A 19,837-nucleotide genomic window follows, 5' to 3' on the forward strand; every position below is an offset into this window, starting at 1 on the left:
GGTCTGAAATGTCCGGACAAGTCCCCCTGCCCAGCACGCCCGTAGACCTGCCACTGTTGCCTTTGCGCGATGTGGTGGTCTTTCCACACATGGTGATTCCGCTGTTCGTCGGCCGCCCCAAGAGCATCAAGGCGCTGGAGGCTGCGATGGAAGCCGAGCGCCGCATCATGCTGGTGGCTCAAAAGGCCGCCGCCAAGGACGAGCCATCCACGGACGACATGTTCGAGATGGGCTGCGTCGCCACCATTCTGCAGATGCTCAAGCTGCCCGACGGCACGGTCAAGGTGCTGGTGGAGGGTGTTCAGCGCGCTAAGGTGCTGTCGATCGTGGATGGTGAGAGCCACTTCGTGGCCCACGTCACACCCATCGATCCGGCCCAGGAGCGTTCGGCCACACAGACCAACGAGCTTGAAGCGCTGCGCCGAGCCGTGATGCAGCAGTTTGACCAGTACGTCAAACTGAATAAGAAGATCCCGTCGGAGATCCTGACCTCAATCTCCAGCATCGACGATCCGGGTCGTCTGGCCGACACGATCGCCGCGCACCTGCCGTTGAAGCTGGAGTCCAAGCAGGTGGTGCTGGATCTTGATCCGATCAACAAGCGCCTGGAAAATCTTTTCGAGCAGCTGGAGCGCGAGGTCGACATCCTGAATGTCGACAAGAAGATCCGTGGTCGCGTCAAGCGCCAGATGGAGAAGAACCAGCGCGACTTCTATCTCAACGAACAGGTGAAGGCGATCCAGAAGGAGCTCGGTGAAGGCGAAGAGGGCGCCGACATCGAGGAGATCGAAAAGAAGATCAAGGCCGCCAAGATGCCGGCCGAAGCCCGCAAGAAGGCAGAAGCCGAGTTCAAGAAGCTCAAGCTCATGTCGCCCATGTCGGCAGAGGCCACGGTAGTGCGCAACTACATCGACGCCCTGGTGGCCCTGCCCTGGAGCAAGAAGACCAAGATCAAGCACGATCTGGCGTTTGCCGAGGGGGTCCTGAACGAAGACCACTATGGCCTTGAGAAAGTCAAGGACCGGATTCTGGAATACCTCGCGGTGCAGCAGCGCGTGGACAAGGTCAAGGCTCCGATCCTCTGCCTGGTCGGTCCTCCGGGCGTGGGCAAGACCTCGCTCGGGCAGTCGGTGGCCAAGGCCACTGGTCGCAAGTACGTGCGCATGGCTCTTGGTGGCATGCGCGACGAGGCTGAGATCCGTGGGCACCGTCGCACCTATATCGGCGCTATGCCCGGCAAGGTGCTGCAGAGCCTGTCCAAGGTGGGGACCCGCAACCCGCTGTTCCTGCTGGACGAAATCGACAAACTGGGTACCGATTTCCGGGGTGACCCGTCTTCGGCGCTGCTGGAAGTCCTCGACCCCGAGCAGAACCACACCTTTGGTGACCACTATGTAGAGGTGGACTTCGATCTTTCGGACGTGATGTTCGTGGCCACGTCCAACTCGATGAACATCCCGCCGGCCCTGTTGGACCGCATGGAGGTGATCCGTCTTTCAGGCTACACGGAAGACGAAAAAACCAACATCGCCATGCGCTACCTGCTGCCCAAGCAGGTGAAGAACAACGGCATTCGCGATGGCGAGCTGGAGGTCAAGGAAGGGGCGGTGCGGGACATCGTGCGCTACTACACCCGCGAAGCCGGTGTGCGCTCGCTGGAGCGCGAGCTCTCCAAGATCTGCCGCAAGGTGGTCAAGGGTCTGCTGCTCAAGAAATACACCCCCACAGTGGTGGTCGACGCTGACAACCTGAGTGACTTCCTGGGTGTGCGCAAGTACACGTATGGCCGGGTCGAACAACAGAACCAAGTGGGGCAGGTGGTCGGACTTGCGTGGACCGAAGTGGGCGGCGACCTGCTGACCATTGAGGTCGCCATCATGCCTGGCAAGGGCGGCACCATTCGTACCGGTTCCCTGGGTGACGTGATGAAGGAGTCCGTGGAGGCTGCGCGCACCGTGGTTCGAAGCCGTGCCCGACAGCTGGGCATCAAGGATGAGCAGTTCGACAAGCGCGACATTCACATCCATGTCCCTGATGGCGCCACGCCGAAGGACGGCCCCAGCGCCGGGGCGGCCATGACCACCGCCCTGGTGTCTGCGCTCACCGGCATACCGGTCCGGGCGGATGTCGCGATGACGGGCGAGATCACCCTTCGGGGCGAGGTCACGGCGATTGGTGGCCTGAAGGAGAAGATGCTGGCTGCGCTCCGCGGTGGTATCAAGACAGTCATCATTCCGGAAGAGAACGTCAAGGACCTTGCCGAGATACCCGACAACGTCAAGCAAGGGCTTGAGATCGTTCCGGTCAAATGGATCGACAAGGTGCTGTCCATTGCCCTTGAGCGCCAGCCGGTACCCTTGACTGATGAAGAGGTTGCAGCGCAAGTGGCCGCCGCCGCTGGGAGTGCCCCTGCTCCGGCTCCTGGGGCAGTCAAGCACTGAGCAAAAAATATGCGGGTCTTGAAAAAGACCCATTTTTTGCGCTAGAATTCCAGCTTCTGACGAACTTCACCAAACGTCAGAAACATGCGGGAATAGCTCAGTTGGTAGAGCGCAACCTTGCCAAGGTTGAGGTCGCGAGTTCGAACCTCGTTTCCCGCTCCAGTTTGAAAAAGGGAAGCCCAGCTTCCCTTTTTTGTCAGTTGCATCAGCGCGGTCTTCGCGTGGGTGAACAGGGCGCGATAGCAAAGCGGTTATGCAACGGATTGCAAATCCGTCTAGTCCGGTTCGACTCCGGATCGCGCCTCCAGTCACACTGGATATTTGCGGGAATAGCTCAGTTGGTAGAGCGCAACCTTGCCAAGGTTGAGGTCGCGAGTTCGAACCTCGTTTCCCGCTCCACTCATCAAAAAAGGGAAGCACCGCTTCCCTTTTTTCTTTGGTTCGATGCATGCCTGCCGGACGTGTAAATGTTCTGCTCCCTCTGCTCGCAGGGATGGTCCCAGGGTGAACCTGCGACAATGACTCGCAGTCCGCCTCGATGGTGAAATTGGTAGACACAGCGGACTTAAAATCCGCCGACCCTAACCGGTCGTACCGGTTCGATTCCGGTTCGAGGCACCACGCCCACCGCCCGACTATGCGTGGGGCGCTTTCGCCGCTACAGTGAGTTTCCATGACCCGATACAACGCGCCTTTTGAAATCCATGTGCACGGGGACGTTCCCCTGCGCGAGGATGTGGCCTACGCCCAGATTCAGGATGCGCTCAAGCCCCTTTGGCAGTACGCCGGCGCCCGTTCGCTGGCCGCCGCAGCCGAAAGTGCCTATGAAGACGAGCCGGGTATCCGCTTTGACGCACAAGAGCATGTGCTGCAGATGTGCTGGACGGTCCCCGGTGACGAGGACTTCCGGCAGGTGATCGAAGAGGCCTGCATGGGCCTGAATGAAATCGCTTCGGCCGGAGCGCCGATTGAAGTGTCCTTCTACGACACCGAGTTCGACGAAGAAGAGGCGCCCGAAGACGAAGAGGCACGAGACGACTTCATGATGTGCTTCGTGGGGCCGACGCCCGCAGCGATCATGCAGGTCCAGCGCGACCTATTGGTCCAGGACGTGGTCCACATCATGGAGCGGCATTTCGATGCATCGGAGCTCAACGATGTGGTGGCCTCGATCGACCGGCTGTTCACCCAGCGTTTTGATGCCTTGGTGAACTCGATGCAGCTGGGGCGTCCTCCCCGTGGCCATGGAGGCTCGTCCGGGCATGGGGGAGGGCGCAAGCCGCGCCATCTTCACTGACGACGCATGTCGCAGGCGGCGGCCGGTGCCCTGAACCCTGGCGTGCGCAAGCGCGAGGTGTTCGCGTGGGCCATGTACGACTTCGCCAACTCCGGATACACAACGGTCGTTCTCACGGCCGTTTTTTCTGCCTATTTCGTTGGAGCCGTGGCTGGCGGTGCGTCTTGGGCCACGTTCGCCTGGACGGCGAGCCTGAGTCTCTCCTGCGCCATCGTGATGCTCACCATGCCGGTGGTGGGGGCCTGGGCCGACCGTCATGGTGCCAAGAAGCGTCTGCTGGCTGTCAGCACCGTGGGGTGCGTCGTTTCGACGATGGGGTTGTCACAAGTGGGTCCTGGGGATGTCGCTTTGGGTGTTGTCCTCATTGTGCTGTCCAATGTGTTCTTCTCTTGGGGAGAGTCGCTGAGCGCGGCCTTCCTCCCTGAGCTGGCGCGTCCGGAGGCCTTGGGGCGGGTCAGTGGTTGGGGCTGGAGTTTTGGTTACCTTGGCGGCATGCTGGCACTGGGACTGAGTCTGGTGGTGGTGATCCAGTCTCAGGCGGCCGGTGAGCCCGCGACGCAGTTCGTTCCCATGACCATGTGGATCACGGCGGGTGTGTTTTCGATCGCCTCCTTGTGCACGTTTGTCTGGCTGCGTGAGCGCGCTGCCCGTCATTCAGACGGGGGGCTGGTGCAGGCCTGGTCGCAGTTGCTGACCACCTACCGCAGCGCCCGCCAGTACCGCGACTTCATGTGGCTGATGGCCTGTGCGGTGGCCTACCAGGGCGGAGTGGCCGTCACGATCGCGCTGGCCGCCATCTATGCGGAGCAGGTGATCGGTTTCGTGCAGCAGGAGACCATGGTGCTGATCTTCGTGCTGAACATAGCCGCGGCGGTGGGGGCGTTCGCCTTCGGCCACTGGCAGGACCGGATCGGCCACAAGCGTGCCCTGAGTGTGACGCTGCTGGGTTGGGTTGCGACCTGCGTGATCGCAGCCCTCACAACGACCAAAGGGGGGTTCTGGTATGCCGCGGCCATCGCAGGTCTGTGCATGGGGTCCAGCCAGTCCGCGGGGCGGGCGATGGCGGGATTGTTTGCACCCGCGGCGCAGCTGGCGGAGTTCTACGGTCTGTGGACCTTCGCCACCCGGCTGGCGAGCATCATCGGGCCGCTGACCTATGGAATCATCGCCTGGGGAACGGGGGGCAATCAGCGACTGGCGATCGCATCCACCGCAGTCCTGTTCGTGATCGGATGGCTGCTGTTGCAGCGGGTGGATGTCGAGCGGGGTCGGCGGGCTGCGTTGGCGGCCGAGGCCTGAGCTCAGGCACTCATACGGAATGGCTCATCAGCAGGTGAACTGCCGACCTTGAACATTCAGTCCCAGCCACCGGTGAGCCGCGCGGGCCAGCGGCTCCGGGTCTCCCGTCGAAAGCAACGTGACGCCAGGGAGCGAGCAAACGGCGTGCGGTCGGTCGGGCAGTTCTTTCAGCACCGCCTGTGTGCGTTTGGCTACCGGGACACCGGTCTCGACCAGCGCGACTTCCGGTCCCGTCAGTGCACGAAGAACGTCGGCGGCGAAGAGGTAGTGGGTGCAACCCAGTACCAGGGTGTCGATGGCTGGGAGATCCTTCCGGTCGGCCTTGAGCGCCTCCCAGTAGCGCTCGCAGAGGCTTTGTATGGTGGCTTTGTCATCGCGCTCGATGGCATCGGCCAACCCGTCGCAGGCCTGGCTGCTGAAGTGGAGCGGTGAGTCCGAACCGCTTTCCAGGCGCTGTCGCAACCGGGCGTAGCGCTCGCTCTCGACCGTACCTCGCGTAGCCATCACGCCCACGTGACCGGTTCGCGTGAGGGTGGCCGCCGGTTTGAGCGCCGGCTCTACCCCGACGATGGGCCAGTCTGCATGCTCTGCGCGCAGGCCTTCGATGGCCAGTGCCGTGGCGGTGTTGCAGGCCACCACCAGGGCGTCGATGCCGAAGTGGTGGCGCAGGCCTTCCGTGATCCGGTGGGCGCGCTCCGCGATCTGCTGCGGGTTTCGTTCGCCATAAGGCGCATGAGCGCCGTCCGCGAGGTACACGAAGTGCGCCTGCGGGATCTCCGCCAGCAACGCGCGCAACACGCTCAGGCCACCAACGCCGCTGTCGAAGACGCCGATCGTTTTCAAGCGGCAGCGACCGTGATACCTTTGAACTCGCCCGAGGCGATGCGCTTTTCCCACTCGGCGGGGCCCGTGATGTGGGCACTGGTGCCGCCGGCGTCGACCGCCACCGTGACGGGCATGTCGACCACGTCGAACTCGTAGATGGCTTCCATGCCCAAGTCTTCAAAGCCCACCACCTTGGCAGCCTTGATGGCCTTGGACACAAGGTAGGCGCTGCCGCCCACGGCCATGAGGTACGCACTCTTCGCATCCTTGATGGCGTCAATGGCGGTCGGGCCGCGTTCGGCCTTGCCGACCATGGCGATGAGACCCGTCTTCTCCAGCATCATGCGGGTGAACTTGTCCATGCGGGTGGCGGTGGTCGGGCCGGCCGGGCCGACCACCTCCTCGCGCACCGGGTCGACCGGGCCCACGTAGTAGATGACGCGGTTGGTGAAGTCCACTGGCAGCGGCTCGCCCTTGGCCAGCATGTCCTGGATGCGTTTGTGCGCGGCGTCGCGACCGGTGAGCATCTTGCCGTTGAGCAGCAGGGTCTGGCCCGGCTTCCAACTCGCCACTTCTTCCTTGGTCAGCGTGTTCAGGTCGACGCGCTTGCTCTTGTTGTAGTCGGGCGCCCAGTGCACGTTGGGCCACAGGTCCAGGCTCGGCGGGTCCATGTAGACCGGGCCGGAGCCGTCCATCACGAAGTGGGCGTGGCGGGTGGCGGCGCAGTTCGGGATCATCGCGATCGGCTTGGAGGCGGCGTGCGTCGGGTAGGTCTTGATCTTGACGTCGAGCACGGTGGTCAGGCCGCCCAGGCCCTGCGCGCCGATGCCCAGCGCGTTGACCTTTTCATACAGCTCGATGCGCAGCTCTTCGAGCTTGTTCTGCGGACCGCGCTGCAGCAACTCGTACATGTCGATGTCGTCCATCAGCGCTTCCTTGGCCAGCAGCGCCGCCTTCTCGGCCGTGCCGCCAACGCCGATGCCCAGCATGCCGGGCGGGCACCAGCCGGCGCCCATGGTCGGCACGGTCTTGAGCACCCAGTCGACGATGTTGTCGCTGGGGTTGAGCATGTAGACCTTGGACTTGTTCTCGGAGCCGCCACCCTTGGCGGCCACGATCACGTCCACCGTGTTGCCGGGCACGACCTCCATGAACACCACGGCCGGGGTGTTGTCCTTGGTGTTCTTGCGTTCGAAGATGGGGTCGGACAGGACCGAGGCGCGCAGCTTGTTGTCGGGGTTGTTGTAGCCGCGGCGCACGCCTTCGTCGATGGCGTCCTGGATGCTGCCGGTGAAGCCTTCCCATTTCACGTCCATGCCGATCTTGAGGAAGACGTTGACGATCCCCGTGTCCTGGCAGATCGGGCGCTTGCCTTCGGCACACATGCGGCTGTTGGTCAGGATCTGCGCGATCGCGTCCTTGGCCGCGGCGCTTTGCTCGCGCTCGTAGGCGCGGGCCAGGTGGGCGATGTAGTCGGCCGGGTGGTAGTAGCTGATGTACTGGAGGGCGGCGGCAATCGACTCGATGAGGTCGTTCTGGCGGATGGTGGTCATGGGGCGTTTCCGGGATTGGTTCTTGGAGGCAATCGGATCAGTGATCGGTTTTTTCGGCCACGGGATGCATGATGCGGTCGGTGGCGGCAATCGCCATGGCGCTGAGCAGGAAGACCACGTGGATGATGGTCTGCCACATCAGCACCTGCTCAGAATAGTTGGCGGCGTTGATGAAAGTCTTGAGCAGGTGGATCGAGCTAATGCCGATGATGGCGGTGGCCAGCTTGACCTTGAGCACCGAGGCGTTGACGTGGCTCAGCCACTCCGGCTGATCGGGGTGGTTTTCCAGGTGCATGCGGCTGACGAAGGTCTCGTAGCCGCCAACGATCACCATGATCAACAGGTTGCTGATCATCACTACGTCGATCAGCGCCAGCACCACCAGCATGATGATGGTCTCGTTCAGGGCGGTGACTTCAAAGCCGTCCTTGTAGCCGATGCTCTTGATCAGGGCGGCGAGCGCGTTCTGGTTGCCGAAGGCGGCTTCGATGAGGTGGACCAGTTCCACCCAGAAATGGAACACGTAGATGGCCTGGGCCGCGATCAGGCCGATGTACAGCGGCAGTTGCAGCCAGCGGCTGGCGAAAATCAGGTTGGGCAGGGCGCGCGTGGAACCGGGGGTTTTGACGGGGTCGCTCATGGGCAGGGTAGGGATTAGACTCGCGCTGGCTCAGGGCTTGCGCACTGTGCGGAATTGTAGAAGCCCCCGCTACCGGGGGGGCTGCAAATGGTCTCAGGATGCGCCAGTCCATGTAAGTGGCTCGTAAGAGCCCTTGCGCACATTCGCCGGGTTGTTTGTTCCCCCACCCCAGAGGAGACCTGTACATGTCCACGCCTTCGTCGTCGATTGAATCCACCTTGGTCGAAAACCGCGTCTTCGAACCGTCCGAAGCCACCCGCAAGGCCGCCCGGATTTCGGGGATGGAGGCCTACAACGCCCTGTGTGCCGAGGCCGAAAAGGACTTCGAAGGCTTCTGGGCCCAGCGCGCCCGCGAGACCCTGACCTGGAGCAAGCCCTTCACCAAGGTGCTCGACGAATCCAACAAGCCGTTCTACAAATGGTTCGAGGACGGCGAGCTCAACGCCTCGTTCAACTGCCTGGACCGCCACATGGGCACGCCGGTGGAGAACAAGACCGCGATCATTTTTGAAGCCGACGGTGGCGAGGTCACCAAAGTCACCTACAAGGAATTGCTGGCCAAGGTGTCGCAATTTGCGAATGCGCTGAAGGCGCGTGGCGTGAAGAAGGGTGACCGCGTGGTCATCTACATGCCCATGACGATCGAGGGCGTGGTGGCCATGCAGGCCTGCGCCCGCATCGGCGCGACCCACAGCGTGGTGTTCGGTGGCTTCTCTGCCAAGGCCCTGCAGGAGCGCATCCAGGACGCCGGCGCCGTGGCTGTCATCACCGCCAACTACCAACTGCGTGGCGGCAAGGAGCTGCCGCTGAAGTCCATCGTGGACGAAGGCATCGCCATGGGCGGTTGCGACACCATCAAGGATGTGATCGTCTTCCAGCGCACGGCCACCGCCTGCAACATGGTGGCGGGTCGCGACAGCTTCATGCACGACGTGATGGCCAGCCAGTCCACCGTCTGCCCCGCCGAGATGGTCAGCGCCGAGCACCCGCTGTTCGTGCTCTACACCTCGGGGTCCACCGGCAAGCCCAAGGGCGTGCAGCACAGCACCGGCGGCTACCTGCTGTGGGCCAACCTGACCATGAACTGGACCTTCGACCTGAAGGACAGCGACATCTTCTGGTGCACGGCCGACATCGGCTGGATCACCGGCCACACCTATGTCGCTTACGGTCCTTTGGCGGCTGGTGCCACGCAGATCGTGTTCGAGGGTGTGCCCACCTATCCGAACGCTGGCCGCTTCTGGCAGATGATCGAGAAGCACAAGTGCACGATCTTCTACACCGCGCCGACAGCCATCCGCTCGCTGATCAAGGCAGCGGAAGGCGACGAGAAGGTGCACCCCAAGAACTGGGACCTGACCAGCCTGCGCCTGATGGGTTCTGTGGGTGAGCCCATCAACCCAGAGGCCTGGATGTGGTACTACAAGCACGTGGGCGGCGAGCGCTGCCCGATCGTGGACACCTTCTGGCAGACCGAGACCGGTGGCCACATGATCACGCCGCTGCCGGGCGCCACGCCGCTGGTGCCGGGTTCGTGCACGCTGCCGCTGCCGGGCATCACCGCCGCCATCGTGGACGAGACGGGCAACGACGTGGCCAACGGCGCGGGGGGCATCCTGGTGGTCAAGAAGCCCTGGCCTTCGATGATCCGCACCATCTGGGGCGACCCGGAGCGCTTCAAGAAGAGCTACTTCCCCGAAGAACTCAAGGGCTACTACCTGGCGGGTGACGGCGCCGTTCGCAGTGCCGACCGCGGCTACTTCCGCATCACCGGCCGCATCGACGATGTGCTGAATGTGTCCGGTCACCGCATGGGTACGATGGAAATCGAATCGGCGCTGGTGGGCAAGACCGACCTGGTAGCCGAAGCCGCCGTGGTGGGGCGCCCCGACGATCTGACTGGTGAAGCCATCGTGGCCTTTGTGGTGCTCAAGCGTTCGCGGCCCACGGGCGACGAAGCCAAGGCGATTGCCAAGGAGCTGCGCGACTGGGTGGGCAAGGAAATCGGACCGATTGCAAAGCCCAAGGACATCCGCTTCGGTGACAACCTGCCCAAAACCCGTTCGGGCAAGATCATGCGCCGCCTGCTGCGTTCGATCGCCAAGGGCGAGGCCATTACCCAGGACACCTCGACACTGGAGAACCCGGCCATCCTGGACCAGTTGGCCGAAAACAACTGACCTCCTGTCGCAGGAACCCGGTGCTTCGAAAAGGCACCGGCCAAGAAAAAACCCGCTGGATTTCAGCGGGTTTTTTTCTTGGCTTGGCGGGAGGCCGCTTACTTCTGGCTCAACACCCAGGCGGCCAGCTTCTTGGCTTCGGCTTCGCTGACTTGCGTGTTGGCCGGCATGGGAATCGCACCCCAGACGCCAGAACCGCCCTTGACGATCTTGCTGGCCAGCATGTCGGCAGCTTTGGCGTCGCCCGCGTACTTCTTGGCCACATCCTTGTAGGACGGGCCAACCAGCTTCTTGTCGACCGCATGGCAGGCCATGCAGTTCTTGGCGGTGGCCAGAGCCTGATCAGCCATGGCGGAGGTGGAGATGGCGGCCATCGCAGCCATAATCATCAGAGCACGTTTCATGGTGTTGTCCTCGTGGGTGGAAGTGAGAAGCTCACGAGCCGCGATTCTAGCGAGTCGGTCGGGGACGACCCATGCTTCTTTACAGAAGTTTGCCCGTCTTTATCGGACCTTTACCGGAGGGTGTGATGTATTTGTTGGCTGTCGGAATTGCCCTGTTGCTGATGAGGTATCTGGAGATCGGTTTCATGGCCGGCGTGTCGTGGTGGTGGGTCGCGGTGCCTTTCGGTCTGACGGTGGCCTGGTGGGCCTGGGCCGATACCACCGGCTACACCAAGCGCAAAGAAGTGGAGAAGATGGACAGGAAGAAGAAAGAGCGCATCGACAAGCAGCGCGCAGCGCTCGGCATCCGGACACGCAAGCGCTGAACCCGCGACTGCCCGTCCCCCCTTGCTCCGGCTGGGCTTTCAGGTGCAGGTGGAGGGCACTGCGGGATAATTTCGGGCTGTCAGCCAGCATTCTGTTCATCAACATCATCCGCCCCATGCCCGCTTACCGTTCCAAGACCTCCACCGCCGGCCGCAACATGGCTGGTGCCCGCGCCCTGTGGCGTGCCACTGGCATGAAAGATGGCGATTTCGCCAAACCCATCATTGCCATCGCCAACAGCTTCACGCAGTTCGTGCCTGGGCATGTGCACCTCAAGGACCTTGGCCAGCTGGTGGCGCGCGAGATCGAGGCGGCTGGTGGCGTGGCCAAGGAGTTCAACACCATCGCGGTGGACGATGGCATTGCCATGGGCCACGACGGCATGCTGTATTCGCTGCCCAGCCGCGAGTTGATCGCCGACTCGGTGGAGTACATGGTCAATGCCCACTGTGCCGACGCGCTGGTGTGCATCTCCAACTGCGACAAGATCACCCCCGGCATGCTGATGGCCGCCATGCGTCTGAACATCCCTGTGGTGTTCGTCTCCGGTGGCCCCATGGAAGCGGGCAAGGTGCGGTTGGCGAACCCGCAGTCCCAGACCATCGAGATCAAGAAGCTCGACCTGGTGGACGCGATGGTGATGGCCGTGGACAGCAAGGTCAGTGAGAGCGATCTGGCCGAGGTCGAGCGTTCGGCCTGCCCGACCTGTGGCAGCTGCTCCGGCATGTTCACTGCCAACTCCATGAATTGCCTGGCCGAAGCCCTGGGCCTGGCGCTGCCAGGCAACGGCACGGTGGTGGCCACACACGCCGACCGCGAGCAGCTGTTCAAGCGCGCCGGTCGCACGGCTGTGGCGCTGTGCGAGCGCTACTACGAACAGGGTGACGAGTCGGTGCTGCCGCGTTCGGTGGGCTTCAAGGCCTTCGAGAACGCCATCACGCTGGACATCGCCATGGGCGGTTCGACCAACACCATCCTGCACCTGCTGGCGATCGCGCAGGAGGCCGGGATCGACTTCACCATGGCCGACATCGACCGCCTCTCGCGCGTCGTGCCTCAGCTGTGCAAGGTGGCGCCCAACACCAACAAGTACCACATCGAAGACGTGCACCGAGCCGGCGGCATCATGGCCATCCTGGGTGAGCTGGACCGGGCGGGCAAGCTGTACACCGACGTGCCCACCATCCACGCCAAGACAATGAAGGACGCGCTGGATGAGTGGGACATCGCGCGCAACCCGTCCGATGCGGTCAAGACCTTTTACATGGCTGGTCCGGCCGGCATTCCGACGCAGGTGGCGTTCAGCCAGTCCACACGCTGGCCCAGTCTCGACCTGGACCGTGCCGAAGGCTGCATCCGCTCTTTTGATCATGCGTTCTCGAAAGAGGGTGGTTTAGCCGTGCTGCGCGGCAACATTGCGCTTGACGGCTGCGTGGTGAAGACGGCGGGTGTGGACGAGTCCATCCTGGTGTTCGAGGGTTCGGCCTACGTGACCGAATCGCAGGACGAGGCCGTGGCCGAAATCCTGGCCGACAAGGTCAAGGCCGGCGATGTGGTGATCGTGCGCTACGAAGGCCCCAAGGGTGGCCCCGGCATGCAGGAAATGCTCTACCCGACCAGCTACATCAAGTCCAAGGGCCTGGGCAAGGCCTGTGCGCTGCTGACCGACGGTCGCTTCTCTGGCGGCACGTCTGGGCTGTCCATCGGACACTGCTCGCCCGAGGCTGCGGCTGGTGGCGCCATCGGCCTGGTGCGCCAGGGCGACCGCATCCGCATCGACATTCCCAACCGCAGTATCAATGTGCTGGTGAGCGATGAAGAGTTGGCCAAGCGCCGCGCCGAGCAGGATGCTCTGGGCTGGAAGCCGGCCCGGCCGCGCCCGCGCAAGGTGTCGGCCGCGCTCAAGGCCTACGCCTTGCTGGCCACCTCGGCCGACAAGGGCGCCGTGCGCAACCTGTCGATGCTCGACTGACCGGAGAGGGTCATGGCCTGCGTGCACAATCGCAGGCCATGTTGATTCATCCCCAGATTGATCCTGTTGCCCTGCAGCTTGGCCCGCTGGCCATTCATTGGTACGGGCTGACCTACCTTGCGGCCTTCGGGCTTTTTGTTTTGCTCGGGCGTGCTCGCCTGAAGCACGAGCCCTTTGCGTCGCTCCGAACGCCCATGCCCTGGGAGGGCAAGGATGTCGAGGACATCCTGTTCCTGGGGGTGATGGGTGTGGTGCTGGGCGGGCGCATCGGCTATTGCCTGTTCTACAAGCCTGCGTACTACCTGAGCCACCCGTTGGAGATCTTTGCGGTCTGGGAGGGCGGCATGAGCTTCCACGGAGGCATGCTGGGTGTGCTGGTTGCGATGGTCTGGTACGCGCGCAGCCGCCAGCGTCCCTGGCTGCAGGTGATGGACTTCGTGGCGCCCTGCGTCCCCACTGGTCTGGCCGCCGGGCGGGTGGGCAATTTCATCAATGGCGAGCTCTGGGGGCGGGTGGCCGACCCGTCGCTGCCCTGGGCCATGGTGTTCCGTGGCGCGGGCGACTTGCCGCGGCATCCTTCGCAGGTCTACCAGTTCCTGCTGGAGGGCATGCTTCTGTTTGTCCTGTTGTGGTGGTATGCGCGCAAGCCGCGCGCGACAGGGCAGGTGGGTGGTGCTTTCCTGTTTGGCTACGGCCTGTTCCGCTTCACCGCAGAGTTCTTCCGGGAGCCGGATGCCCATCTGGGCCTGTTGTCCCTGGGGATGAGCATGGGGCAGTGGCTGTGTGTGCCCATGATCCTGGGCGGTGCCGCGCTCTGGGTCTGGGCTGGCCGGCGCAGTTGAGCGCTCCCGACTTGTTCTGAGGGTTTGCACGGGCTTGCGCCCGGCAGAAGTCTTTCTAGAATTATCTGTAATTACAGGTAATCACAGAGCGGATTTTTCCGAATACCTTATGCGACTGGTGCTCAATTCCCTGCACGACGAGGTGGCCGCAAAGTTGCGCGACCGCATCTTTGCGGGTGATTTGGCGCCCGGGCGGTTCATCGACGAGCCGGCGCTCTGTGCCGAACTGTCGATCTCCCGCACGCCATTGCGCGAGGCGCTCAAGGTGCTGACCGCCGAAGGCCTGGTGAGGCATGAGCCACGGCGCGGCTGCTTCGTCAGTGAAATCACCGAACGCGATCTGGACGAGATCTTCCCGGTCATCGCCCTGCTGGAAGGGCGGTGCGCGTTCGAGGCCGCCAACAACGCGACGGACGCCGATCTGGCAGCACTGGAGCAATTGCATGATCGCTTGCAGCGCAGTGCCAAGGCCAAGCGCATCACCGAGTACTACGAAACCAACTACGCGATTCACGAAGCCATCATCGTGCTGGCCAACAACCGCTGGCTGGCGCAGGTGATCGGCGACCTGCGAAAGATCGTCAAGCTCGCGCGCTTGCAGCAGCTGCATGCACCCGGCCGGCTGGAGCAGAGCCTGTCGGAGCACATGGCGGTGTACGCCGCACTCAAGGCGCGCGACGCCGAGGGCGCCGAAGCCGCGATGCGCACCCATCTCACCCGCCAGCGCGTGGCGCTGCGCGACCTGGCCCGTCTGCACACCTCGAGGATTTCCGCATGAACACCAGGGAATGGCTGAGCGAACGTGTTTCTCGCCTGCGTGCGCCGGCTGCGGCTCCTCAGCCGGCGCCGGTGCGCTCCACGCATGAGCGGCTCAAGGCCCGTTTGCGGCAGGGCGAAGAAGCGCTGTCGCCCCGGGCGCTGCGACAGAAGCTGGACGAACTCAAGGGCATCGTCGATCCGCTGGTCAGCGAGGTGGAGGGCGGCCGCCGCGCCGGCGAACTGATCGACTGGTACGCCAGCGCCTCGCCGGCCCACCGGCGCGATCTGTGGCTGCTCATGAGTGAGCGCTTCGTGGCCGACCCGGCGCAGGTCAAAGCCGCGCAGCAGAAGTACGCCGCTGCTGTGGGCACACCCGACGAAGCCGCGGCCGAGGTGCTGTACCGCCGAGCCACCGTGTCGCCGCGCCGGCGCCTGTTGCAGCGCTTCAGCGCCCATCCGGACGGCATCCCTTTTCTGGTCAATCTGCGCGCCGAGATGCAGCCGCAGCTCAAGGCCGACAAGCGCCTGCTCGCGCTGGACGTGGAGATGGAGTACATGTTCTCCACCTGGTTCGATGTCGGCTTCCTGGAGCTGCGCCGCATCAGCTGGGATTCGCCGGCGTCGCTGGTGGAGAAGCTCATCAAGTACGAGGCGGTGCACGACATCCGCAGCTGGGGCGATGTGAAGAACCGCCTCGACAGCGACCGCCGCTGCTACGGTTTCTTTCACCCGCGGCTGCCGGGCGAGCCGCTGATCTTCGTGGAGGTGGCGCTGATCAACGAGATCGCTGCCAGCATCACGCCGCTGCTGGACGAGTCCGCCGCGCCCGCCGACCTGGACCGTGCGACCACGGCGATCTTCTATTCCATCAGCAACACCCAGACCGGCCTGCGAGGCGTGAGCTTCGGCGACTCGCTGATCAAGCGCGTGGTCGAGTGCCTGCACGAGGAGTTCCCCCGCCTCAAGACCTTCGCCACGCTCTCACCGATCCCTGGGCTGCGGGCCTGGCTGGGCAAGCACGCGCCGGCCGAGTTGCTGCAGGCCTGGGAGGCGGCGCCGGATCTGGCCGAGAAGTCGCCGCCGCGCGTGGCCCTCAAGCAGTGGGCGGCGCGCTACCTGGCCCTGGAACTTCAGGACGGCAAACCGCTGGATGCAGTGGCGCGTTTCCACCTGGGCAACGGCGCCCGCGTCGAGCGCCTGAACTGGGCCGCCGACCCGTCGGCCAAGGGACTCAAGCAGTCCTATGGCCTTATGGTCAACTACCTCTACGACCTCAAGAAGCTCGACAGGAACCGGGCCGCCCTCGCACAAGGCAAGATTCCCGTCGCCCCGGCGATCAAGGACCTGCTGCCCTGACGCTAAACAGTTTCACCACAACCACAACGGAGACAAGACGATGCAAGCAATAGGATTCAAGCGGCGCGATGTGCTGCGCGCGGTCGCGGCCAGTGCCGCTGTGTATGGCACGCTGGGCCATGCGCAGAGCACCTGGCCGACCAAGCCGGTCACGATGATCGTGCCGTTCCCCGCCGGCGGAGGTACCGACGCGTTCGCGCGCCCGATGGCTGCCCAGTTCACCAAGCTCTCGGGTAAGTCCCTGGTGATCGACAACCGCGGCGGCGCTGGCGGCACACTGGGTGCGGGCATTGCGGCCAAGGCCGCACCAGACGGCTACACCTTGTTCATGGGCGCGGTGCACCACACCATTGCACCCGCCATGTACCCGAAGCTGGACTACGACCTCGAACGCGACTTGGTGCCCCTGATCCTGGTGGCCAGCGTGCCGCAGGTGCTGGTGGTCAACGCCAAGAAGCACGGCAACATGGACTTCAAGGCCTTCTTGGCCGAGATCAAGGCCAACCCCGGCAAGCTCAACTATGGCTCGGCCGGTGGCGGCACCTCGCACCACCTGGCCGGTGAGCTGTTCAAGCAGCAGAGCAAGACCTTCATCACCCACATCCCGTACCGCGGCGCGGGCCCGGCGCTCAACGACCTGATTGCCGGCAACGTCGACATGATGTTTGATGGCCTGGGCTCATCGGCTGGCCACATCAAGGGCGGTCGCATCAAGGCGCTGATGGTGTCGGGCACCAAACGCAACCCGGCCTTCCCCGACGTGCCCTGCGCGGCCGAGCTGGGCCTGCCCGAGTACACCGTGACCACCTGGTACGGCATTTGGGCGCCCAAGGGCACGCCGGCCGACGCGCAGGCGCGGGCCATTGAAGAGATCCGCAAGGCCGCACAGGCCGACGAGGCCAAGACGGTCTGGGCGGCCCAGGGGGCCGAGTTCCCCAACCTCACCGGTGCCCAGTTCGATGGCTTCGTCAAAGCCGAACTGAAGAAGTGGGCGCAGGTGGTCAAGGCCTCGGGTGCGAAGCTCGACTGATCCGTACCCAAGTTCCTGCCCATGTCCGGTCACGTCCGCCTGCACCTCGAAGACGCCATCGCCCGCGTCACCCTCAGCAACCCGTCCAAGTTCAACGCCATGTCGCGCGCGATGTGGCGCGAGCTGCGCCAGGTGTTCACCGATCTGCAGCAGCGCGGTGACGTGCGCGCGGTGGTGGTGGCGGGTGAGGGTGGGCACTTCTGCGCGGGCGGCGACATCGCGGAGTACACGGACTTCCGCTTTCATCCCGACGGCCTGCGCGATTTCCACGAGAACGATGTCTGGGGCGGCCTCTCGGCCCTGCTGGCCTGCGACCTGCCTGTGGTTGCGCAGATCGAAGGCAACTGCATGGGCGCGGGGGTGGAAATCGCCTGCTGCTGCGACATCCGCCTGGCGGGGCAGGGCGCGCGCTTTGGTGCGCCGATTGCCAAACTGGGTTTTCCGATGGCGCCGCGTGAGGCCGAGCTGGTGGCGCGCGAGGTCGGTCTGGCCACCGCGCGGCAGATGCTGCTGGAAGCAGCGGTGCTGGACGCACAAACTCTGCTGTCCCGCGGCTTCCTGCACTCCGTGCTGCACGACGCCGACGTGCCTGCAGAGACCCAGCAACGCGCCCTGCGCATTGCGCGGCTGGCGCCGCAGGCCGCCCGCCTGAACAAGCAGGCCTTGCGGGCACTGGCGGGCGGGCAGGGCGCCGAGGCGCTGGTGCCCACCGCCTACGACTACGCCGACAGCGCCGAGCACCGAGAAGGCATCGCAGCCTTTCTGGCCAAGCGGCCACCGAACTTCTGAACCTCCCACGACACACCATGAGCAACCAGAACCTGTTCGTCGCGCTGCGCGACGCCTTCCCCGCCGACCTCGACCGCACCGCGGTGGAGACCGACAACGGCCTGTCCTATTCCTGGCGCGACCTGGACCGCGCCACGGCGATGATGGCCAACCTGCTGGACTCGCTGGACCTGCCGCCGGCCTCGCGCATCGCGGTGCAGGTGGAAAAGTCGGTCGAGGCCATGATGCTGTACCTGGCCACGTTGCGGGCCGGCCATGTCTTCCTGCCGCTGAACACGGCCTACCAGAGCGCCGAGATCGAGTACTTCATCGGCAACGCCGAACCGGCTGTGGTGGTCTGCAGTCCCAAGAACCACGGCTGGGTCAGCAAGATCGCCTTCACCGCCGGCACGCAATACGTGTTCACGCTGGGCGACGACCGCAGCGGCAGTCTTCTGGAACGCGCCGCGCACCACAGCGACCACCACACACCCGCGGTGCGGCAGGACGACGACCTGGCCGCCATCCTCTACACCAGCGGCACCACCGGCCGCAGCAAGGGCGCCATGCTCACGCACGGCAACATGCGCAGCAATGCGTTGATGCTGCGCGAGTACTGGCAGTGGCAGTCCGATGACGTGCTGATCCACGCGTTGCCGATCTTCCACGTGCATGGCCTGTTCGTGGCCATCCACGGCGCGCTCATCAACGGTAGCAAGATGATCTGGCTGTCGAAGTTCGACCCGAAGCTGGCCATCAGCAAGTTCCCGGAAGCCACGGTCTTCATGGGCGTGCCCACGCTGTACGTGCGCATGCTGGCCGAGCCCACGCTGACGAAGGTGCAGGCCGCACACATGCGCCTGTTCATCTCCGGTTCGGCGCCGCTGCTGATCGAGACCTTCACCGAGTGGCAGGCCCGCACCGGCCACACCATCCTGGAGCGCTACGGCATGAGCGAGACGGTGATGCTGACCTCGAACCCCTGCGGCCCGGACGCTCGCTACGGTGGCGCCACCGAGCGCCGCGGTGGCACGGTGGGCTTCCCGCTGCCAGGTGTGACCCTGCGCGTGATGGAAGACGACGGCAAGGCCGTCGCGCCGGGCGAGATCGGCGGCATCCAGGTGAAGGGCCCGAACGTGTTCAAGGGCTACTGGCGCATGCCCGAGAAGACAGCGGAGGAGTTCACCGCCGACGGCTTTTTCAGGACTGGTGATGTGGGCAAGGTGGATGCTGACGGCTACGTCACCATCGTCGGCCGCAGCAAGGACCTGATCATCTCCGGCGGCTACAACGTCTACCCAGCCGAGATCGAGGGCTACATCAACGACATGCCCGGCGTGGCCGAGAGCGCGGTGATCGGCGTGCCGCACCCGGACTTTGGCGAGGTGGGCGTGGCGGTGATCATCGCCAAACCCGGCGCCACGGTAGAACCGGACAGCGTGATCGCAGAGCTCAAGGCGAAACTGGCCAACTTCAAGATCCCCAAGCGCTGTGTGGTCGTGGCCGAACTGCCACGCAACACCATGGGCAAAGTGCAGAAGAACCTGCTGCGCGACCAGTACAAGGGGGCGTTCGCCTGATTCTGGCGTTGCCATGCAAAAGGCCCGCGATCGCGGGCCTTTGATTTTGCGGATGGTCGCTCAACGAAGAACCAGAACCGGAATGTGCGAGTGCGTCAGCACCTGCTGTGTCTCGCTGCCCAGCAGCAGGCGCTTGATGCCCTTGCGGCCGTGCGAGGCCATCACGATCAGGTCCACCTTGTTGCGCTTGGCTGCGGCGATGATGGCTTCGGCGATCAGGTCCGACTTGACGGTGATCGGTTTGACCTTGACCTCCCGCTTCTGCCCTGCGGCCTTGACCGCGTTGACAGCCTCCATCGCTTCATCGTTCCACTGCTTCTCGATGCGGGCCACTTCCGCTGCCGCCAAAGCCACGCCACCCTCGAAGTAGGTCTGCGGGTAACGCGGCACCACCTTCAGGGCCACGACCTCGGCGCCGGTGATGTCGGCCAGGCCAATGGCGTGTTCCACCGCCATGTTGGACAGTTTGGAGCCATCGGTGGCCACGAGGATGCGCTTGTACATGCTGATCTCCGGTGTGTTGTG

At 63.9% G+C, this 19,837-nt stretch carries 17 protein-coding genes and 4 tRNA genes; 16 read left to right on the forward strand and 5 right to left on the reverse strand.

All coding sequences use genetic code 11. The annotated features are described in order from the left end of the window. Positions 1 to 8 precede the first annotated feature (8 nt). From lon to ACFOPI_RS19465, 7 genes are all read left to right on the forward strand, one after another. Positions 9 to 2,441 carry an endopeptidase La gene (gene lon / locus ACFOPI_RS19435; protein WP_382177581.1) on the forward strand — a complete coding sequence of 811 codons (2,433 nt, stop codon included), beginning with the start codon at positions 9 to 11 and terminating at the stop codon, positions 2,439 to 2,441. Positions 2,442 to 2,527: 86 nt separating this feature from the next. After that, positions 2,528 to 2,603, forward strand: a tRNA-Gly gene (locus tag ACFOPI_RS19440). A gap of 71 nt (positions 2,604 to 2,674) precedes the next feature. Then, a tRNA-Cys gene (locus ACFOPI_RS19445) sits at positions 2,675 to 2,748 on the forward strand. 16 nt (positions 2,749 to 2,764) lie between these two features. Further along, positions 2,765 to 2,840, forward strand: a tRNA-Gly gene (locus tag ACFOPI_RS19450). Positions 2,841 to 2,973: 133 nt separating this feature from the next. Beyond that, positions 2,974 to 3,062 (forward strand) — tRNA-Leu (locus tag ACFOPI_RS19455). 52 nt (positions 3,063 to 3,114) lie between these two features. Then, positions 3,115 to 3,738, forward strand: coding sequence for a DUF6806 family protein (locus ACFOPI_RS19460; RefSeq protein WP_382177583.1), 624 nt, complete (start codon positions 3,115 to 3,117; stop codon positions 3,736 to 3,738). Positions 3,739 to 3,744: 6 nt separating this feature from the next. Continuing rightward, entirely contained in the window at positions 3,745 to 5,037 is a 1,293-nt protein-coding gene (locus tag ACFOPI_RS19465) for an MFS transporter (RefSeq protein ID WP_382177586.1), read from the forward strand. A gap of 27 nt (positions 5,038 to 5,064) precedes the next feature. Here the strand turns inward: ACFOPI_RS19465 and murI are convergent, their stop codons facing one another. Genes murI through ACFOPI_RS19480 form a run of 3 tightly spaced genes read right to left on the reverse strand, consistent with a single transcriptional unit; the run spans position 5,065 to position 8,055 of the window. Continuing rightward, on the reverse strand, positions 5,065 to 5,880 hold the full coding sequence (gene murI / locus ACFOPI_RS19470; protein WP_382177589.1) for a glutamate racemase: 816 nt from the start codon (positions 5,878 to 5,880) through the stop codon (positions 5,065 to 5,067). Next, positions 5,877 to 7,415, reverse strand: coding sequence for a fumarate hydratase (locus ACFOPI_RS19475; protein WP_382177592.1), 1,539 nt, complete (start codon positions 7,413 to 7,415; stop codon positions 5,877 to 5,879). The genes murI and ACFOPI_RS19475 overlap by 4 nt, the downstream gene beginning before the upstream one ends. 37 nt (positions 7,416 to 7,452) lie before the next feature. Next, positions 7,453 to 8,055 carry a TIGR00645 family protein gene (locus tag ACFOPI_RS19480; protein WP_382177595.1) on the reverse strand — a complete coding sequence of 201 codons (603 nt, stop codon included), beginning with the start codon at positions 8,053 to 8,055 and terminating at the stop codon, positions 7,453 to 7,455. Between the two features lie 185 nt (positions 8,056 to 8,240). Between ACFOPI_RS19480 and acs the strand changes: the two genes are divergently transcribed. Further along, on the forward strand, positions 8,241 to 10,235 hold the full coding sequence (gene acs / locus ACFOPI_RS19485; RefSeq protein ID WP_382177598.1) for an acetate--CoA ligase: 1,995 nt from the start codon (positions 8,241 to 8,243) through the stop codon (positions 10,233 to 10,235). Between the two features lie 98 nt (positions 10,236 to 10,333). Here acs and ACFOPI_RS19490 read toward each other — a convergent pair whose 3' ends face one another. After that, complete coding sequence (locus ACFOPI_RS19490) at positions 10,334 to 10,639, reverse strand: c-type cytochrome (protein WP_382177601.1); 306 nt, start codon at positions 10,637 to 10,639, stop codon at positions 10,334 to 10,336. 125 nt (positions 10,640 to 10,764) lie between these two features. Between ACFOPI_RS19490 and ACFOPI_RS19495 the strand changes: the two genes are divergently transcribed. The 8 genes from ACFOPI_RS19495 (at position 10,765) to ACFOPI_RS19530 (ending at position 19,312) form a co-directional block, all read left to right on the forward strand. After that, positions 10,765 to 11,004 carry a TIGR04438 family Trp-rich protein gene (locus ACFOPI_RS19495; RefSeq protein WP_066259048.1) on the forward strand — a complete coding sequence of 80 codons (240 nt, stop codon included), beginning with the start codon at positions 10,765 to 10,767 and terminating at the stop codon, positions 11,002 to 11,004. A 116-nt stretch (positions 11,005 to 11,120) separates the two neighbouring features. Then, positions 11,121 to 12,977, forward strand: a complete 1,857-nt coding sequence (gene ilvD, locus ACFOPI_RS19500; protein WP_382177604.1) for a dihydroxy-acid dehydratase — start codon at positions 11,121 to 11,123, stop codon at positions 12,975 to 12,977. 38 nt (positions 12,978 to 13,015) lie between these two features. After that, the gene (gene lgt, locus ACFOPI_RS19505; protein ID WP_382177607.1) at positions 13,016 to 13,819 is read left to right on the forward strand and encodes a prolipoprotein diacylglyceryl transferase; all 804 of its coding nucleotides are present in this window, start codon (positions 13,016 to 13,018) and stop codon (positions 13,817 to 13,819) included. Positions 13,820 to 13,928: 109 nt separating this feature from the next. Further along, positions 13,929 to 14,597, forward strand: coding sequence for a GntR family transcriptional regulator (locus tag ACFOPI_RS19510; protein WP_382177610.1), 669 nt, complete (start codon positions 13,929 to 13,931; stop codon positions 14,595 to 14,597). After that, the gene (locus tag ACFOPI_RS19515; RefSeq protein WP_382177613.1) at positions 14,594 to 15,934 is read left to right on the forward strand and encodes a malonyl-CoA decarboxylase domain-containing protein; all 1,341 of its coding nucleotides are present in this window, start codon (positions 14,594 to 14,596) and stop codon (positions 15,932 to 15,934) included. The genes ACFOPI_RS19510 and ACFOPI_RS19515 overlap by 4 nt, the downstream gene beginning before the upstream one ends. A gap of 40 nt (positions 15,935 to 15,974) precedes the next feature. Next, positions 15,975 to 16,964: a Bug family tripartite tricarboxylate transporter substrate binding protein gene (locus ACFOPI_RS19520; protein ID WP_382177616.1), complete on the forward strand. Its 990-nt coding sequence runs from the start codon at positions 15,975 to 15,977 to the stop codon at positions 16,962 to 16,964. Positions 16,965 to 16,985: 21 nt separating this feature from the next. Next, positions 16,986 to 17,753, forward strand: coding sequence for an enoyl-CoA hydratase/isomerase family protein (locus tag ACFOPI_RS19525; RefSeq protein WP_382177619.1), 768 nt, complete (start codon positions 16,986 to 16,988; stop codon positions 17,751 to 17,753). Positions 17,754 to 17,770: 17 nt separating this feature from the next. Continuing rightward, on the forward strand, positions 17,771 to 19,312 hold the full coding sequence (locus ACFOPI_RS19530; protein WP_382177622.1) for a malonate--CoA ligase: 1,542 nt from the start codon (positions 17,771 to 17,773) through the stop codon (positions 19,310 to 19,312). Positions 19,313 to 19,372: 60 nt separating this feature from the next. On the opposite strand, the gene ACFOPI_RS19535 is transcribed toward ACFOPI_RS19530, so the two are convergent. Continuing rightward, positions 19,373 to 19,816, reverse strand: coding sequence for a universal stress protein (locus tag ACFOPI_RS19535; protein WP_066151517.1), 444 nt, complete (start codon positions 19,814 to 19,816; stop codon positions 19,373 to 19,375). Positions 19,817 to 19,837 lie beyond the last annotated feature (21 nt).

Origin of the sequence: Hydrogenophaga luteola, assembly GCF_042648585.1 — a bacterium.
Lineage (GTDB): Bacteria > Pseudomonadota > Gammaproteobacteria > Burkholderiales > Burkholderiaceae_C > Hydrogenophaga > Hydrogenophaga luteola.